At 43.3% G+C, this 14,966-nt stretch carries 12 protein-coding genes; 1 reads left to right on the top strand and 11 read right to left on the bottom strand.

The window, feature by feature from the left end:
• From FHS10_RS11540 to FHS10_RS11510, 7 genes are all read right to left on the bottom strand, one after another.
• Positions 1–807 carry an SDR family oxidoreductase gene (locus tag FHS10_RS11540; RefSeq protein ID WP_259090607.1) on the bottom strand — a complete coding sequence of 269 codons (807 nt, stop codon included), beginning with the start codon at positions 805–807 and terminating at the stop codon, positions 1–3.
• Positions 807–2,153 (bottom strand): aminotransferase class III-fold pyridoxal phosphate-dependent enzyme, encoded by a 1,347-nt coding sequence (locus FHS10_RS11535; RefSeq protein ID WP_259090605.1) that lies wholly within the window; start codon positions 2,151–2,153, stop codon positions 807–809. Before FHS10_RS11535 ends, FHS10_RS11540 begins: the two co-directional genes overlap by 1 nt.
• A gap of 12 nt (positions 2,154–2,165) precedes the next feature.
• Complete coding sequence (locus FHS10_RS11530; RefSeq protein WP_259090600.1) at positions 2,166–3,104, bottom strand: transketolase family protein; 939 nt, start codon at positions 3,102–3,104, stop codon at positions 2,166–2,168.
• Positions 3,105–3,107: 3 nt separating this feature from the next.
• Positions 3,108–3,965, bottom strand: coding sequence for a transketolase (locus tag FHS10_RS11525; protein ID WP_259090598.1), 858 nt, complete (start codon positions 3,963–3,965; stop codon positions 3,108–3,110).
• A 2-nt stretch (positions 3,966–3,967) separates the two neighbouring features.
• A complete protein-coding gene (locus FHS10_RS11520) occupies positions 3,968–4,801 on the bottom strand; it encodes a cytidylyltransferase domain-containing protein (protein WP_259090597.1) in 834 nt (277 codons plus the stop codon).
• Between the two features lie 10 nt (positions 4,802–4,811).
• Positions 4,812–5,876, bottom strand: coding sequence for a hypothetical protein (locus tag FHS10_RS11515; RefSeq protein ID WP_259090595.1), 1,065 nt, complete (start codon positions 5,874–5,876; stop codon positions 4,812–4,814).
• A gap of 200 nt (positions 5,877–6,076) precedes the next feature.
• Complete coding sequence (locus FHS10_RS11510) at positions 6,077–6,919, bottom strand: phosphatidylinositol-specific phospholipase C/glycerophosphodiester phosphodiesterase family protein (protein WP_259090594.1); 843 nt, start codon at positions 6,917–6,919, stop codon at positions 6,077–6,079.
• Positions 6,920–7,293: 374 nt separating this feature from the next.
• On the opposite strand from FHS10_RS11510, the gene FHS10_RS11505 reads away from it, so the two are divergent.
• Positions 7,294–7,836, top strand: coding sequence for a hypothetical protein (locus tag FHS10_RS11505; protein WP_259090593.1), 543 nt, complete (start codon positions 7,294–7,296; stop codon positions 7,834–7,836).
• A gap of 76 nt (positions 7,837–7,912) precedes the next feature.
• Here the strand turns inward: FHS10_RS11505 and FHS10_RS11500 are convergent, their stop codons facing one another.
• The 4 genes from FHS10_RS11500 to FHS10_RS11485 all read right to left on the bottom strand — a co-directional run bounded on the left by FHS10_RS11500 (position 7,913) and on the right by FHS10_RS11485 (position 14,644).
• Positions 7,913–8,434 (bottom strand): YceI family protein, encoded by a 522-nt coding sequence (locus FHS10_RS11500; protein WP_259090592.1) that lies wholly within the window; start codon positions 8,432–8,434, stop codon positions 7,913–7,915.
• Positions 8,435–8,583: 149 nt separating this feature from the next.
• Positions 8,584–9,042 carry a DUF1569 domain-containing protein gene (locus FHS10_RS11495; RefSeq protein WP_259090590.1) on the bottom strand — a complete coding sequence of 153 codons (459 nt, stop codon included), beginning with the start codon at positions 9,040–9,042 and terminating at the stop codon, positions 8,584–8,586.
• Between the two features lie 97 nt (positions 9,043–9,139).
• Entirely contained in the window at positions 9,140–10,351 is a 1,212-nt protein-coding gene (locus tag FHS10_RS11490) for an alkaline phosphatase family protein (protein WP_259090589.1), read from the bottom strand.
• Positions 10,352–10,447: 96 nt separating this feature from the next.
• Complete coding sequence (locus FHS10_RS11485; protein WP_259090588.1) at positions 10,448–14,644, bottom strand: hybrid sensor histidine kinase/response regulator; 4,197 nt, start codon at positions 14,642–14,644, stop codon at positions 10,448–10,450.
• Between the last annotated feature and the right edge of the window lie 322 nt (positions 14,645–14,966).

Here is a 14,966-nt window from a genome sequence, read left to right as displayed (position 1 = left end):
TTAAATTGCTGTCCATCCGCCATCAACCACCAGGTTTGCGCCGGTCATGTATGCCGATGCCTCGCTGGCCAGGAATACAAGCGCGCCCTGATAATCAGATGCCTTGGCCATACGGCCCAATAAAGTTTTTGCTGAATAATTACCTATAAAATCTTCGGTTTGTCCGTTTTCTACTCCCCCTGGCGATAACGTATTTACCCGCACGCCGGTATGCCCCCAGTAAGCCGCCAAAAAGCGGGTAAAGTTGATAATAGCCCCCTTGGTAACCGGGTAAGCTGCTGATTTATAAAAAGTTTGTTCGCCCTGGGCGTTGCGGTAAATGCTTTGATCGGGCCCAACCATGCCATAGGTTGATGCAATGTTGATAATGCTGCCACTACCCTGCAAAGCCATATGCGTGCCCAATATTTGCGAGCATAAAAACACGCCGGTGATATTTACATTGAGTGACCGCTGAAAAGCATCCAAAGGATAGTTTTCAAAAGCAGATAACTCCTTAGCCATAGCCGGATCTTCAAACTTATCATTGATGGCCGCGTTATTCACCAGCACATCTATTGCTTCGTATTTATTTAGGATAATGTTAAGCGCGTCAATTAATGATTGCTTGCTGGTAACATCAACGCCCAGGCCTAAATGGTTATCGCCTAAACTTTGGGCAAATTGCTTTGCCTCATCGGCATTAACATCGGCAACAATTACGTTGGCACCAGCCGCGGCTAATGCTTCGCAGTGTTTTTTGCCGATTAAACCGAGCGCGCCGGTCACCACTGCCGTTTTTTGATTTAACGAAAACAGGTTGTTCATTAGCCGGCTATAACGCTTTTAGGTTTAATGTTGTAGTTGCTCACCTTACGGAAAACAGCCTCCAGCACATCGCCTTTTAAATAACTTTTAACATCGCCGCTTTCAATGGCCTCTTTTACCAATGGCAGTACCTCGCGATAAGCCGATAGGATGTAGCTGATATCTTCGGTACCATGGCTGTAGCACATGTTGTGGAAACCGGCCCAAAGCACACCGCGTTTAATCATTTCCTGCTGCATCAGTGTTTTAACCTCTAAAGCGTTGCCTGCATCGGGCGTAAAGGTTACCATGCTGCGGCAGTTATAACCTACGCAACGGGTGTATTTATCCATACCGGTTTCAATAGCCAGCAGGTTATAACCGTCTTTTAATAAGGCACCATGCTCATCAAGGTATTGCGGTACATTCTTATCTTTAAGCTCGTTAATGGTGGCTATACAGGCGGCTAATGATAAAGCCTCGCCACCAAAGGTAGTGTAGCTAAACACTTCCGAGTTGAAAAGCTCCATTACATCGGCCCTGCCGGTTAATAGTGCTATTGGCATACCGTTGGCGCAGGCTTTTGAAAATACAGCCAAATCTGCCTTTACATCAAAATACTCCTGTGCGCCGCCAACCGCTACACGGAAGCCCGTCCACATCTCATCGAAGATCAACAGCGTGCCGTTGGCTTTACAAACTTCGGCCAGTTGCTGCAGGTAACCGGGTTTGGGCGCCTCAAAAATGAAAGGCTCCAGGATCACGGCAGCCACAGTTTCGTCTAAAGCGGCTTTTACCGATTCAATATCGTTGTATTCAAAAGTATAAGTAAGGTCCTGGATAGGCTCAGGCACACCCGCGTTCCTGCTGGTGATGCCGATATACCAATCATGCCAGCCGTGGTAGCCACAGCAAAATATTTTATCGCGGCCTGTAAAAGCACGGGCAACACGTACAGCTGCCGAACAAACGTCGGCACCGGTTTTACTGATCTTAACGGCTTCGGCATTAGGTACAACTTGTTGCACCAGTTCGGCCAATTCAACCTCTAAAGGGTGCATCAGCGAAAAGGTAATGCCATCTTCTAACTGCCTGCGAATAGCGTTATCAACGGCAGGGTAAGCATAGCCTAAAGAAATAGGGCCAATGGCCGAATTTAAGTCGATATACTCGTTGCCATCCGCATCCCACACATGCGATCCTTTGCCTTTTACAATATATTTTGGTGCTACGCCATTGCTAAACTGCCCCGGTCCTTTAGCCAAAGTTTGGGTAACTGGTTTTTGAACCTGTAGGGCGCGGGCGTATATTTTGTCTGATTCGGTGATAACAGGAAAATCGTTATCGAGTGCTATTTTGTTAGCCATAATCAATGTTATTTATTCTGAAAATTCGGGAGTTAATATTTCCGGCTGATGGTGGGTGGTTTTATAACCCAATATCTGCTCGGCTATTTGTTTGCCGGTAAAGCCTTCATGCTGTAGCACATCGGGCAGTAAAGCCGGCTTAAACCATTTGTTGTTTAGGGCGATTGGCAATACCCTGGCTGTGGTTTGGTGTTTTAATAATACTTCGGCCACAATAGTGTATAAGCCGCCGGTTACAAAATGATCTTCTAAAGTAACTACCAGTTTGCTTTGTGCCGATGCCGTTAAAATAGCCTGCTCATCAACCGGTTTAAGGCTGCGCATGTTAATAAGACCTACAGATAAGCCTTCGCTTTGCAATATCTCAACAGCTATTAATGCCTGCTCAAACAATAGGCCGTAAGTTAAAATGGTAACATCGGTACCTTCGGCAATTACTTCGGCTTTGCCTAAAACAAAGGGTGCGTGCTCATACCATGTTTTACGCGTATTGATGCGGGTATAAGCTGGTTGTGCCGATTGCCAGATTTGAGGCAGCATTTTTACCAGGTCGTCCTCATCGGCAGGGGCAAATACGGTTACATTGGGGATGCCGCGCATAATAGCTATATCCTCAATAGCCTGGTGGGTAGGGCCGTTACCATCAGATAATAAGCCGGGAATAAAGCCACTCAGTTTTGCCGGTAAACCGGGGATACCTAAATCGGTACGTACAAATTCAAAGGCGCGCATGGTTAAAAACGCGGCCAGGGCGTGCACCACGGGGATACGGCCACGCAAAGCAAGGCCCGCGGCAGCACCTATCATGGTTTGCTCGGTAATGCCGGTATCAATAAAGCGTTTGCCTAAAATACCGGGCAGGTTACGTACCAGCGCGCGGTTTTCGGCAGTCATTACAATAACCTGTTCATTGGCAAGCGCCGTTTCTGTCAATAGTTGTTCGTAAGTCATATGTTATCGTACCACTAAAGTTTCTGATGTTAATAGGGTTTGATGTTCGCCGTGCAGTTCAAGCAAAAGCTGCTCAACTTCATCTGCATTAAAATTGCAAAACCAGCGGTCGGCCCGTTCCTCAATGCTTGGCAAACCTTTACCGCGTACGGTATCGGCAATTACTACGTTTACTTTGCCTTGTTCAAATGGGTAAGCGCTAAAGGCTTCATGCAGTGCAGTAAAGTTGTGCCCGTTAATGCGTTTAACGGCTGCGCCAAAGGCGGCAAATTTATCGGCAAGCGGTTCCAGCGGAATTAGGTCTTCGGTGCGTACATTGGCCTGGAAATGGTTCCTGTCAACCACAAAAATCAGGTTATCCAGTTTATAGGCATTGGCTACCAGCATAGCTTCCCAACAGGTACCTTCGTTCAGCTCGCCATCGCCTAAAATGCAAACCACTTTATTACCGCCACCGCTTATTTTAATATCCATAGCAACGCCAATAGCTACCGAAGGTAAATGCCCAAGCGAACCCGAATGAAATTCTATACCCGGAATATGGGTATTAGGGTGCCAGTAAATATGATCGTTAAGCGATAAGTGATTGCCCAGGCGTGCTTTATCCAGTAAGCCCAACTCGGCAAATGTGCCGTACAAAGCGGGTACATCGTGCCCTTTGGATAGAAAAAGGTAGTCGCGGTTTGGATCGGCCAGGTTATCCGCATTAACATTTAAAAAACTGCTGTACAGGTAAACAATCAGGTCGACAGCCGACAGTGAAGCCCCGGTAAAACAGCCGCCATCTGTTGACATGCGTACAATATGTTCTCTCACATTTAAAGCCGTAGCCCTAAGCTCATGCTCATTAAAATTATTCATGGTTAGGCTTCATTTTGGTGTAATACTTCGTTTGGCGCTTTTTTGGTTTGATCGGGCAAAACGGTTTGCAATTCATCCAGGTGATGACGGTACCAGTTTACACCGGCATATTGCGAGTTAAGCTGATAAATTTCGGGCTTGCGCTCTATCAGGTTCAAAATGTCGCGGCAGGTAAACTGATGGCAAACCGGGTATAATTCCTTAAATACTTTTTCAATAAAGTAGTAATCTTCAGGATAATCAATAGTAAACCTGTGCGACATGGAATAATCCAGCCCGGTTTTCCAGGTTACATTACCTACACTAAAAATTAAAGGGTTTTCCCATATGTATGGAGTGGTATGCTCCAGTTCCATCGGGCGGCCGGCATTTTCCCAGGCTTGCCTTAAGCAGGCCATGGTCATCACTTCTACATCGTTACCATCCGGCCAGGTTGCGGGGTGCAGATTGCTCACGTAATCGTATTTACCGCGGTTGGCAAAAAAGTACTCCAATACCTGGTCAACAATGCGCGGGTCAATCAGCGGGCAGTCAGATGGGATCTTTAATACCACATCGGCCTTAAACAATTTGGCCGCCTGGTAATGCCTGTCAAGCAGGTTACCTAAGCTGCCCCTGTAATAAGGTACCTGCAGGTTAACAGCTTCTTTTACAATAATATCATCTTCCTGGTTTTCTGATGTGGCAATAATGATATCTGCTTTGTGCTGCATCATTTGTAAGCGCTCTATCATGCGTGCCAACAGGCTTTTGCCCAATATAGGCAGCATTACCTTGCCCGGTAAACGGCTTGATGCCATGCGGGCCTGTACTATAATTACAATTTTTTCTGTCATGGTGTTAGTTTTACCAGTTTACAATTAGTTCGCCGTTAAGCTCCAGTTCCGATTCGCCTATCATTAGCCTGTGCATGGCGCTTTGTGGGTCGAAACTTTTTTTGCCGCCTTTATGGTTTAAATACCGGCGGCAAAGCGCAGCTATGGTTTTTGCCGATGTGCCTCCGTTTTGAACAGGGGCAAGCTGCATCAGCTCATTAACATCAAACCAGGAGTGTACCTTTTTGCCCAGGGCTATGCCTGTGTAAACTACCGTTGAATATTGGGTGATGAGCTCGCAGCAATTGGCTATCATGTGCGCGGTATTGCCTTGTTTATAAACAAGCGCGCTGGCAGGCGCGTATTTGCGGATCTCTTTTTCGGCCCGTGTAAAGTTTTCGTTGGGGTGAAGTTTAAAAAGCAACTGGCGGCCGCCAGCAATTTTTACCGCCTTTTTTATGAATGCTGCACGGTTTTCTATCCGGAAGGTTTCCCGCATATCGGTAGTAGCCACCATTACGTAATTATGGTGTGGAAAATCGTTATTTAAATGTTGCTGCTGATCATCATAGTTGGGCATGCCCGTAACCACTATCTTACTAAGATGGGTGCCTTTGCTTGTGAAATGCTGCTTATAGCCCTCAGATGCCGCGCAATAAACATCGCAAATGTTGGCAGCCCCGTTTAGCGAGGTATTACCGCAAAAGGTAGATGGCAGCCTTAAGGTTTTTACTATTTTACTCCAGGTGGTATACCTGTCAACCATACCTTCCTGTACCCAAATAGTTTTGCACTGGCGCATCCTTTTGGGGATAATCATATCGGTACAATAAACTACCAGGTCGTACTGGTTTTTTTTTGCGCCGAAATCAATTTGCAGGCCATGCTGGTTAAGGTAACGTTCGGATTTTAGCCTGAATTTCCTGGAAAGCACGGTGCCGTTAAATAGCGGGGTGTTGTTTAGTATATAGTTGAGTGGTTTATTATCGGTAAAAAGCTGGCTAAACCAGCAATCAAATTCAGGTAGCGCGTTGGCTATCTGGTGCATTTGCGTGGTTTGGTTAATTGAACCTGTAATGAATAATATTTTCTTCATTTTTTCCATTTTCAATTAGGAGTGTGCAATAAATTCAAGACTTAGATAATTTATTTTTCTTTGTTTAAAATATACCGGCTTGCTATCGCTTAATTAATATTTTGTTAAAAGTAAACGAGCAACTTTTAGATAAAGCGAAGCCAGTATTATCAAATTATTAAGCGGAGGTTTTGGGCGGGATATTTGTTAACAAATGACAGTTAATCCACTTTGGCATAGCTTTTTGGGCCGGCTTGCAAAAAGTTTTTAAGTTCGACAAGTTTATCGGTATTAATAAGGTCCACCCCGCAGTTCAGCAGCTCGCGCCATACGGTTTCATTTTCCGGCGATGCCCAAAGTCGTACTTTTTTGCCAAAGCGATGTGCCATCATCACATAGGTACGCAGCCGCTGCCTTTCAAACGGCGAAAAACTGCCTTTGCCATCCCATTTTAGCAGGTGCGAGTATTTGCAGCTTGCGGTTTGATACAGGTTTTTTGAAAGGGTATCCTGTTTAACCTGCATCAAATCCTCATCAATAAAGGCCAGCCTGTTTTTTTGCGCCCTGATCAGTTCATACGGTTTATGGCCGGTTATTACTACGGTTACCTGTCGCTGAGTATAAACACCATCATCATAGCCGGATAAGATAGATTTGTATTTATCCAGTAATACTTCCAGCGCCTGGTAGGTTTTATCCGCGTCTGATTTAATGTCAATCATCAGCGTAAGCGGGTATTGGGGGCATTTGATCTCCTTGTTGGTGCCGTTAATGCACTCCAATAGCGGATTGAAATACAGTTTTTCTAAAGTATGCTGTTTTTTAAATATGGGGAAGATGTGGGCTACTATCAATTTATTGCCCCTTAAATAAATATCTGCCTCAATGTGGGTAAAGCCATTGTCAAGGGCATCATACAATGGTCTTTTATGCCAGTAATCGTTATGGGCGAAGCCGCTGGTGAGCGTTAAATTTTGGGGGTAAGCGTTGTAACCGAGAATGATCAGTAGTAAGAGGGATAACAAGAATTTAAGGTGCTTCGGGCAAAAAATTGCTGTTCGCATCGATAATTTTTTTGTTTACCCAAAAGTACCGCTTCAATGTTGCCAAATCATTAGCTTATTGTGATGTTAATTTTTAATTGATGTAAACAGTAGGGAGGAAAGAGTCAGAAATCAAGAGTCAAGAATTAAGATAGTTATTGGGGCGTTTCTGGCTGTTGCTGTTGCGGTTTTGTTGCGGTTTGTAAAATATGACAATTCATTAATGTGTTGATTGTTAGGATGGTATTGTTTTTCGCTGTTTCACTTGTTGCGCAACGCAACACTTTTGGAGGAGCTAAAAAGTGCGTGCCGTTACAAAAATTGAACACTCAGGCAACGTATTGGTAAAAGTTACAGTAATACAGGTAATGATTATTTACTAAAAACCACTCCAAATGAAAATTTTATCAAAATTAATAGCCGTTTCATTCGCTGCTTCTGCTATATTTTTTTCAACCAACGTAAAGGCACAAACGGTAGCTGCCAATAAATTTACCTTCAGCCTGGGTGCCGAGACCGGCGTCCCTACAGGCGTAGCCCGCCTGGGTGCAAATTTTGTGCTGGGTGCCTCTGGCAAATTCCAATATGGCGTTACCAATAACTTCGCGGTAACTTTTGCCGCGGGCGGTTATCATTTTTTCCCTAAAACAGACCCGCTTACCAACAAAAAGTACGGAAGCTATGGCGAAATCCCGCTTAAAATAGGCGTTAAAGAGTTTGTTATCCCTAACTTTTATGTAGCTGCCGAAGGCGGTTTGGCCTGGGAAAAATTAGAAGGTAATCAAGGCTGGGCGCCCTTCCACAGGCGAGATTTGGCTGGTGGTATAGGTTATGCCGATAAACACTGGGATCTTGGTGTACGCTACGAGGATTTTTATATGAAAGATTATCACTCTGGTGTTGTAGCCTTACGCCTGGCTTACGGGTTTGGTTTATAGATCAACTAAATCCCGATCCAATAAAAAGGGCTGGCAATTATATAATTGCCAGCCCTTTTTATTGGAATACTTTCTGTTAAGCTTTTGTAACAGGTACAGTAAGGCTAATGGTAAGCTCATCCGGCGAGCCATTGCGGGTAATGCCAAACTCTTTGGGTATTACTTTAAAGTCGCCTTTAAAAACGCCTTCGGCTCCTTTATCATCAAACGTAAAATGGATGGTAACAGGCTTGGTAACACCCTTCATGGTAAGTTTACCTGCTGCCTGGTAAGCGCTGCCGCTTTTGGTAACGTTGGTAGATACAAATGATATGGTTGGATATTTATCGGCATCAAGGGCATCTTTAGCGTGATTGTTTTTGATAAAGAAACCGGTGGCAATGCTTTCAACAACTATAGTTGCCGAAATTTTTGATGCTTCAGGGTTTTCTTTATCAAACTGGATATTCGCTTTCAGATCTTCAAAAACACCGTTAATACGGCCGCCCGAAAATTTAACTTCATAGGGGCTTTTTACTTTATAGGTGTTGAGTGTTAAAGCAAGTGCCGAAATGCTGACAACAAACAAAAGCAACAAGGGAAACATGGTCTTTTTCATACAGATGTGTTTTAATATTGATATAATAACCTCGTGTTTATCAGGAGGGTTTTATAAGAAAACGAATGTAGAGTTAAAGAGGTTGCTTGTAAACAGAAACTTAACAGGATTTAAGCTTGTTGATTTCTATGGAAGTGGTTCCACGTCTGCTAACTCCCAAACTGTGTAAGGTGATGGTCAAGGTGTTTATAAAACATATTGTTCCACTCTGTAATGGTCAAAGGGCCAAAAGAATGTGACATCCGCCCGTCAAACTCCTTTTCGCCTAATTGCTGTGTTTTTTGGATATAGGCAATCAGCCTGCTTTTTTCTATCTCGAAGTCTTTTTCGGTGGTCATCAAAAATGCGGGGGCTGTTGGGTTATTGTGTCCGTAAGGAGTCTCGCTTACTACCTTGTTTTTTACCAGCAGTTTAAGGATTAACTTCATAAAGCCATTAGGCTTAGGGTGTTTATCCTCATATGCCAGCTCATAACTCACGTTACAATGCGCAAGCATTTGCGCTACAGTCATTTTACCCCATAGGGGTTTGGTTTCGGAGGTAAGCGTGTTGATTCTTTTAATTACGTCATCAGCAACCGGTGCCGAGAAAATGCTTGGAAAGGCCATAAGGTTGTTTTTTTAATGATTTATCGGTCTGTACAAGCATGACGATGAGCAAGACCAATATGGGACAAAAGATAAGCTATTTTTTAGTTTTTATTGATTACCAGTATTTCTTATCCATTAACCATGCCGCCAGGTCTTTATTATAATTAAAAAAAGATGCAGGCGGATGTTTTGGCGCGTTAAGGATGATCAAAGGAACATTGATTTCATAAACAGAACCATGGCTGCGGTAAGTATCAGGTAACAGCTCTACAGCTTCATTTTCAAGGTCACCAAAAACGGTGGTGGAATCGCCTAAAACTATGAGGTCGCCTATGCGGTTTGCTGGTAAGTGATATTTTTTAGCAGCTTCTGCTCGTGTCAGTATATTTTCTATGCCTTGTATCTTGTGTAAGGCTGCTTTAACCATGGTTACGTCAGCGGGGTTGTTTAGATACACATATGATGCACCACCAAATCCCCGGTGATGTTTAATGTATTTATCCTTCTCTGGGCTCAGCGCCAGTTTTATATTTATATTTTGCAATTTTAAAGCCTTCTGAAGGTCTATACAACGGCTTTTATGGTTTACGTCATGATCGGCGGTGATCAATATGGTTGCATCGGGTGCTGCCTCGCTAATCTGCCGGATGTAGTTGTCGATATTTTTTAAATGATTGATAGAATTGCTGTCGGTTGGTGCCCAGGTATGCATGGGGTAGTCTGTAGTATGAATATAAATACAGCCAATATCCCTGCGGTTTTTAAGCAGGTAAATCCCCGCCTTCATCGACCAGTAATTGATCTCGGCACTATAGATGTTGGCGGGCATACCAAGATGGTTGGTCCATGAAGTATCCGCGGTTTCTGGCGATACCACCATATCGGTGCCTTCGCAAAGCAGGGTGGTACTTTTCTTTTTGCTTGATATCAGTGCCGATTTTACGCCATATTTTTTAAGTTTTTGAAAAATGGTAGGGGCAAGTACCAGGTGCTTGTCTTCCATAAACTCTTCCTGCCCCTGATCGTTTAAAAAGAAATTGCCGCTTATGCCATTAACCTGGGGAAAGGTGCTGGTACATATGGATGTATTATTAGCATTGGTTACCGTTGGCATTAGCGCGCTTACCTGCTTAAAAAAGCCTTTCTCAATCATCGATTTCAGGTAGGGCATGGGCGAGTTTTTAAAATAACTCATGCCGAAACCATCAAACATGATGATAACCACCCGTTTACCACCGTTGAATTTTAGAGACGGATTTTGGGCATACCCGCAATTGATGACCGACAAAAAGGAAACAACTACCAAGCAGCGCAATAAAATTTTCATGTTTTTTTGCCGAAATTATCAAGGAATTACTTTGGTAAATTACTGAAGATGATGATTTAACGGAAAGATAACCTTTAGATAATGTGCTGCTCTTTGTTATGGATTTGTCTGCTCTTTCACCAGTTTGCCATATTTTTCCAACACAGCTACAATTTCGGCAATTTTCATGGGTTTGCTCAGGTAATCGTTCATGCCGGCCTGCAGGCAGGCTTCTTTGTCTTCAACCATGGCGTTGGCAGTCATGGCCACTATAACAGGTTGTATGGATAAGTTTTTCCTGATCTGCCGCGTGGCTTCCAGTCCGTCCATCTCGGGCATTTGCACATCCATTAGTATAATATCGTATTGTTTTGCCGTTACCGCTTCCAGCGCTTCAATGCCGTTAACAGCAATATCGGCCTGGTAGCCCATTTTCTGAAGGATTTGCCGGGCTACTTTTTGATTGATAAGGTTGTCTTCGGCAATCAAAATACTCATGGGATATTGTACACCCAGTTCTGTTGATAGGTGGCTTATCTTAGTTTTTTGATCTATAGCATTTTTGCTTTCGTTCTTTAACAGATCGATGATATGTTTCAGCAGCAGGTTATGTTTGGCCGGCTTGGTTAGTACCACATTAAACAAATTTACCTCGCGTTTGCTTTGCTTATCTACCGAGCTGAGTAAGATCATAGGAATACCAGGATGGTCGGCTTTTATTTTACGGGCCAGTTCGGCACCATCCATGCCGGGCATATGCATATCAGTTATAACTAATTCTATTTGGTTGTCACCCGTTAACATAGCCAACGCTTCGGTGCCCGATTTTGCTATTAAAGGCGTAAACTTCCAGTGTTTTAGCAATGTTTCCATAATGTTGCGGTTGGTAGCATTATCGTCAACAACAAGAATTTGTTTCTTTTGAAGACCGCTAACATCCGGGTTAGCGTACACAGGCGTAGTTTTAATGCCAGCCCTGGTTTTAATATTGAAGCTGAAAGTTGTGCCTGTACCTAATTCGCTTTTGATGCTAATCTCGCCGCCCATTAAATGAATGAGTTTTTCACTGATCACCAAACCAAGGCCGGTTCCTCCATACTTACGGGTTGTACTGGAGTCAACCTGCGAAAATGCTTTAAACAGGCGCGATAATTTATCGTCGGGGATGCCGATGCCGGTATCGCGTACGGTAAATGAAAGTTCAAGCCCGTCATCGTTGGCGGATGTTTCATTTATACCAATAAAAATCTCGCCTTCACTGGTAAACTTAATAGCATTACCCACCAGGTTTATTAATACCTGCCTTAAACGCATCGAATCGGCAATGATATGCTCCGGCACTTCAGGCTCTATCTGGTAAATAAGATCGATCTTGAGCTGCGAGGCTTTATCGGCAAAAAGATCCAATACGCCTTCAACGCAATCCCTGATATTAAAATCATGTTCTTCCAGTTCCATATTACCTGATTCTATTTTCGAGAAATCGAGTATGTCGTTAATCACCGTTAAAAGAGCATCGCCAGACTGTTTGATGGTTTCGGTATACTCTGCCTGTTCGGCGGTGAGGTCGGTATTGGTTAAAAGGGTGGCCATCCCAATAACACCGTTCATAGGGGTGCGTATCTCATGACTCATGGTGGCCAGGAATATACTTTTGGCCTTGTTGGCATTTTCCGCTTCCTCGCGCGCTTTCTCGGCCGCTTCGCGCGATCTTCTTTCTTCTATAGTAAGTTGGGTAATACTTTCGGTACGTTCCTGCACCAGTTTTTCCAAATTTTCCTTTTGTCGCCTAACAGTGCGCATCCTGTATTTAAATAAACCATAAATAGCGCCAACAAATGCCAAAACTGCCAATACCTCAAACCACCAGGTTAACCAAAATGGCGGAATAATGGTAATGGTTAGCGGCGTAGCCACCGGCGACCATAAGCCCTGACTATTTCTGTATTTTAGCTTAACATGATAAGTGCCGGGTGATAAATTGGTATACGAAGCGGAGTTATGACTGCCAATGTAATTCCATTCTGTATCAAAACCCTCTAAATAGTAAGCGTATTGTTTCCTGTCGACTGAAGCGTAATCAAGTGCCGCAAATTCAAAGGAAAAGACAGATTGTTTGTAGGATAGCGTAAGGTTACGTGTATCGGTTATGTCTTTTTTTAATGGCGACGGATCATTGGGGCCTGTTGCAATGGTCAACGATTTATTAAACAACTGAAAGGAGGTAATAACCAATGGGGCGAAACCATCCTGTTTCAATACCTTATCGGGATCAAAAACATTAAAACCGTTAATGCCGCCAAAATAGATCTTTTTATCGTCGGTTTTCAGGGCCGAATGGGGCTTGTACTCATCGCCCTGTAAGCCGTCTTCAATAGTGTAATTGTAAAAGGATTGATTAACCGGGTCGAATTTTGAGAGGCCCCCGTTGCTGCTGATCCATAGTTTTCCATGGCTGTCCTCCCTTATGGCATAAATAATATCGCTTGGCAGGCCCTCTTTTTTTGTAAACACTGTAAAGTGTCCGGTGGCGGGATCAAAAATATCCAACCCGGATAGGGTAGCTATCCAAAGCTTGCCGGCATGGTCTTCATAGATATCGGTTACACCGTTGTTGCTGATGCTGTTTGTTTTTTCATCGTGCATAAAGCGTTTGAATGTGCCGGTTTTAGGTTCAAAAAGATTAAGGCCCCCGTCTGATGTGCCAAGCCATAAGTTCTTCTTCCTGTCTTCGTATATTACGTAGGTTCTGTCGCTACTGATGCTTTTAGGATTGTTTGCGTTGAACCTGTAATGTGTAAATACTTTGGTATCGGGGTTGTAACAATCCAGGCCATCGTTGAAGGCACCAAGCCACGTCTTGTTATCGCTGGTGTGTAAGATGTAATAAATGTTATTGCCGGCAATGCCGTTTGGTTTGGCAGGGTCATGTTTATAGTTGGTGAAAATATGGGTTTTGGGATCAAGAATACTCAAGCCATCGCCCCAGGTGCCTATCCATAATTTGCCATCTGGGTGAGGTTTTACAGTGAGTACATAATTACCGGTGATGCCGTTTTTTCCATCGGGCTGTTGCTTGTAACTTATAAAAGTTTTATTTACAGGATCAAATTTGTTGAGCCCGCCTCCGTCTGTTCCTATCCATATATGGTGGTCTTTATCCTCGGCAAGATCAAGAACATAGTTATTGCTCAAACTTTCGGGATGACTGTTATGGCGGTAAAGGGCAAAACTGGCGGTCGATTTTTTATATAAATTAATGCCCCCGCCAAAGGCGCCAACCCACATGTTACCATACCGGTCGCGACAGATACCATATACCGAGTTACCGTTAATGCTGTTGTTATCTATCTCGTCGTGCTCGTACACGCTGAATTTTCCTGTATGTTTATTGAGTACACATAGCCCGCCGTTTTCGGTTCCTATCCACAGATTGCCTTCGTCGTCGTCATTTAATGCATAAATAGTATTGGCCGATATACTATTAGTACCGTTTTTATCATGTAAAAATTGTTTAAATGTTTTGGTATCCCTGTCAAACAAAAACAAACCATCGGCCTGGCTGCCTACCCATAGCCTTTTGGAGTTGTCTTCAAAAATGCTGACTATGTTTTTGCCCGATAAGTTTTTTGTTACTGCATCGTAAAAGGGAAAATGAGTGAACGTGTTTGTTTTGCGGTTGTATAAGTTTAGGCCCCCATTGCCGGTGCCTACCCATAAGTTATGCTGAGCGTCGCGATAAACGGTACGGGCAATGTTATCACTTAAGCTATTTGGATCGGTATCTGAATGAGGGTGGTGTTCAAAGGTGTTGTGCTTAATATCGTAACGGTCAAGGCCACCGTTTTGGGTAGCCACCCATAGGTAACCGTTTTCAAAAAGCAACCGGTTTATAATATTGTTGACAAGGCTTTTTGGATCATTATCGTCATGAAAATGCCTTATAAATTGTTCTGTGTTACGCTGGTACATGTTTAGGCCACCTTGGGTTGCCAGCCATATGTTGCCATTGGTATCTTCCACAATATCGGTTACCGTGTTGTTGCTTAAGGATGTACTGTCCTTTGAATCGTAGCGGAAGGTGGTAAATTTATAGCCATCATACCGGTTTAAGCCGTTACGGGTGGCTATCCACATAAAACCCCGGCTGTCCTGAAAAATGCAGTTTACGTTAATTTGAGATAAACCCTCGGCAGTGCCTACATGCAAAAACTTAAGGCTTTCATTTTGAGCATAGCCACTAAAGGGTATTATGATGCAACCCAAAAGTACAATGCAAATAATGGCTTTATAGCTATGATACCACCTGAACATTTAACGTATTTTATTTATTGCTGTTAACCAAAGAAGACTCCGGGATACAGAAGGTTTATATATGTGAGTTGTATACGTTGATAGTGTCAATAAGTTGCCTAATGGTTTAATAAGTAATGGTGGTAAAAAATAACTTTTAGTATTAAAGGACATACATAATTGTACTGTTTTTGACCCATTGACCAGTTTATGCAAAAAGTCGATCTGGTTTCAATGATTTTGTTCAAATGTTTGAAACGATGTGAGTTATAGTGCCAATATAGCTAATAGCTCTTAAAAGTGATATAAGGGCATCAGTATTGCAAACTACGGTTATGGTTTA

Origin of the sequence: Mucilaginibacter dorajii (assembly GCF_024808255.1) — a bacterium.
Classification (GTDB): domain Bacteria; phylum Bacteroidota; class Bacteroidia; order Sphingobacteriales; family Sphingobacteriaceae; genus Mucilaginibacter; species Mucilaginibacter dorajii.
This window is presented reverse-complemented; position numbering and strand designations above follow the sequence as displayed.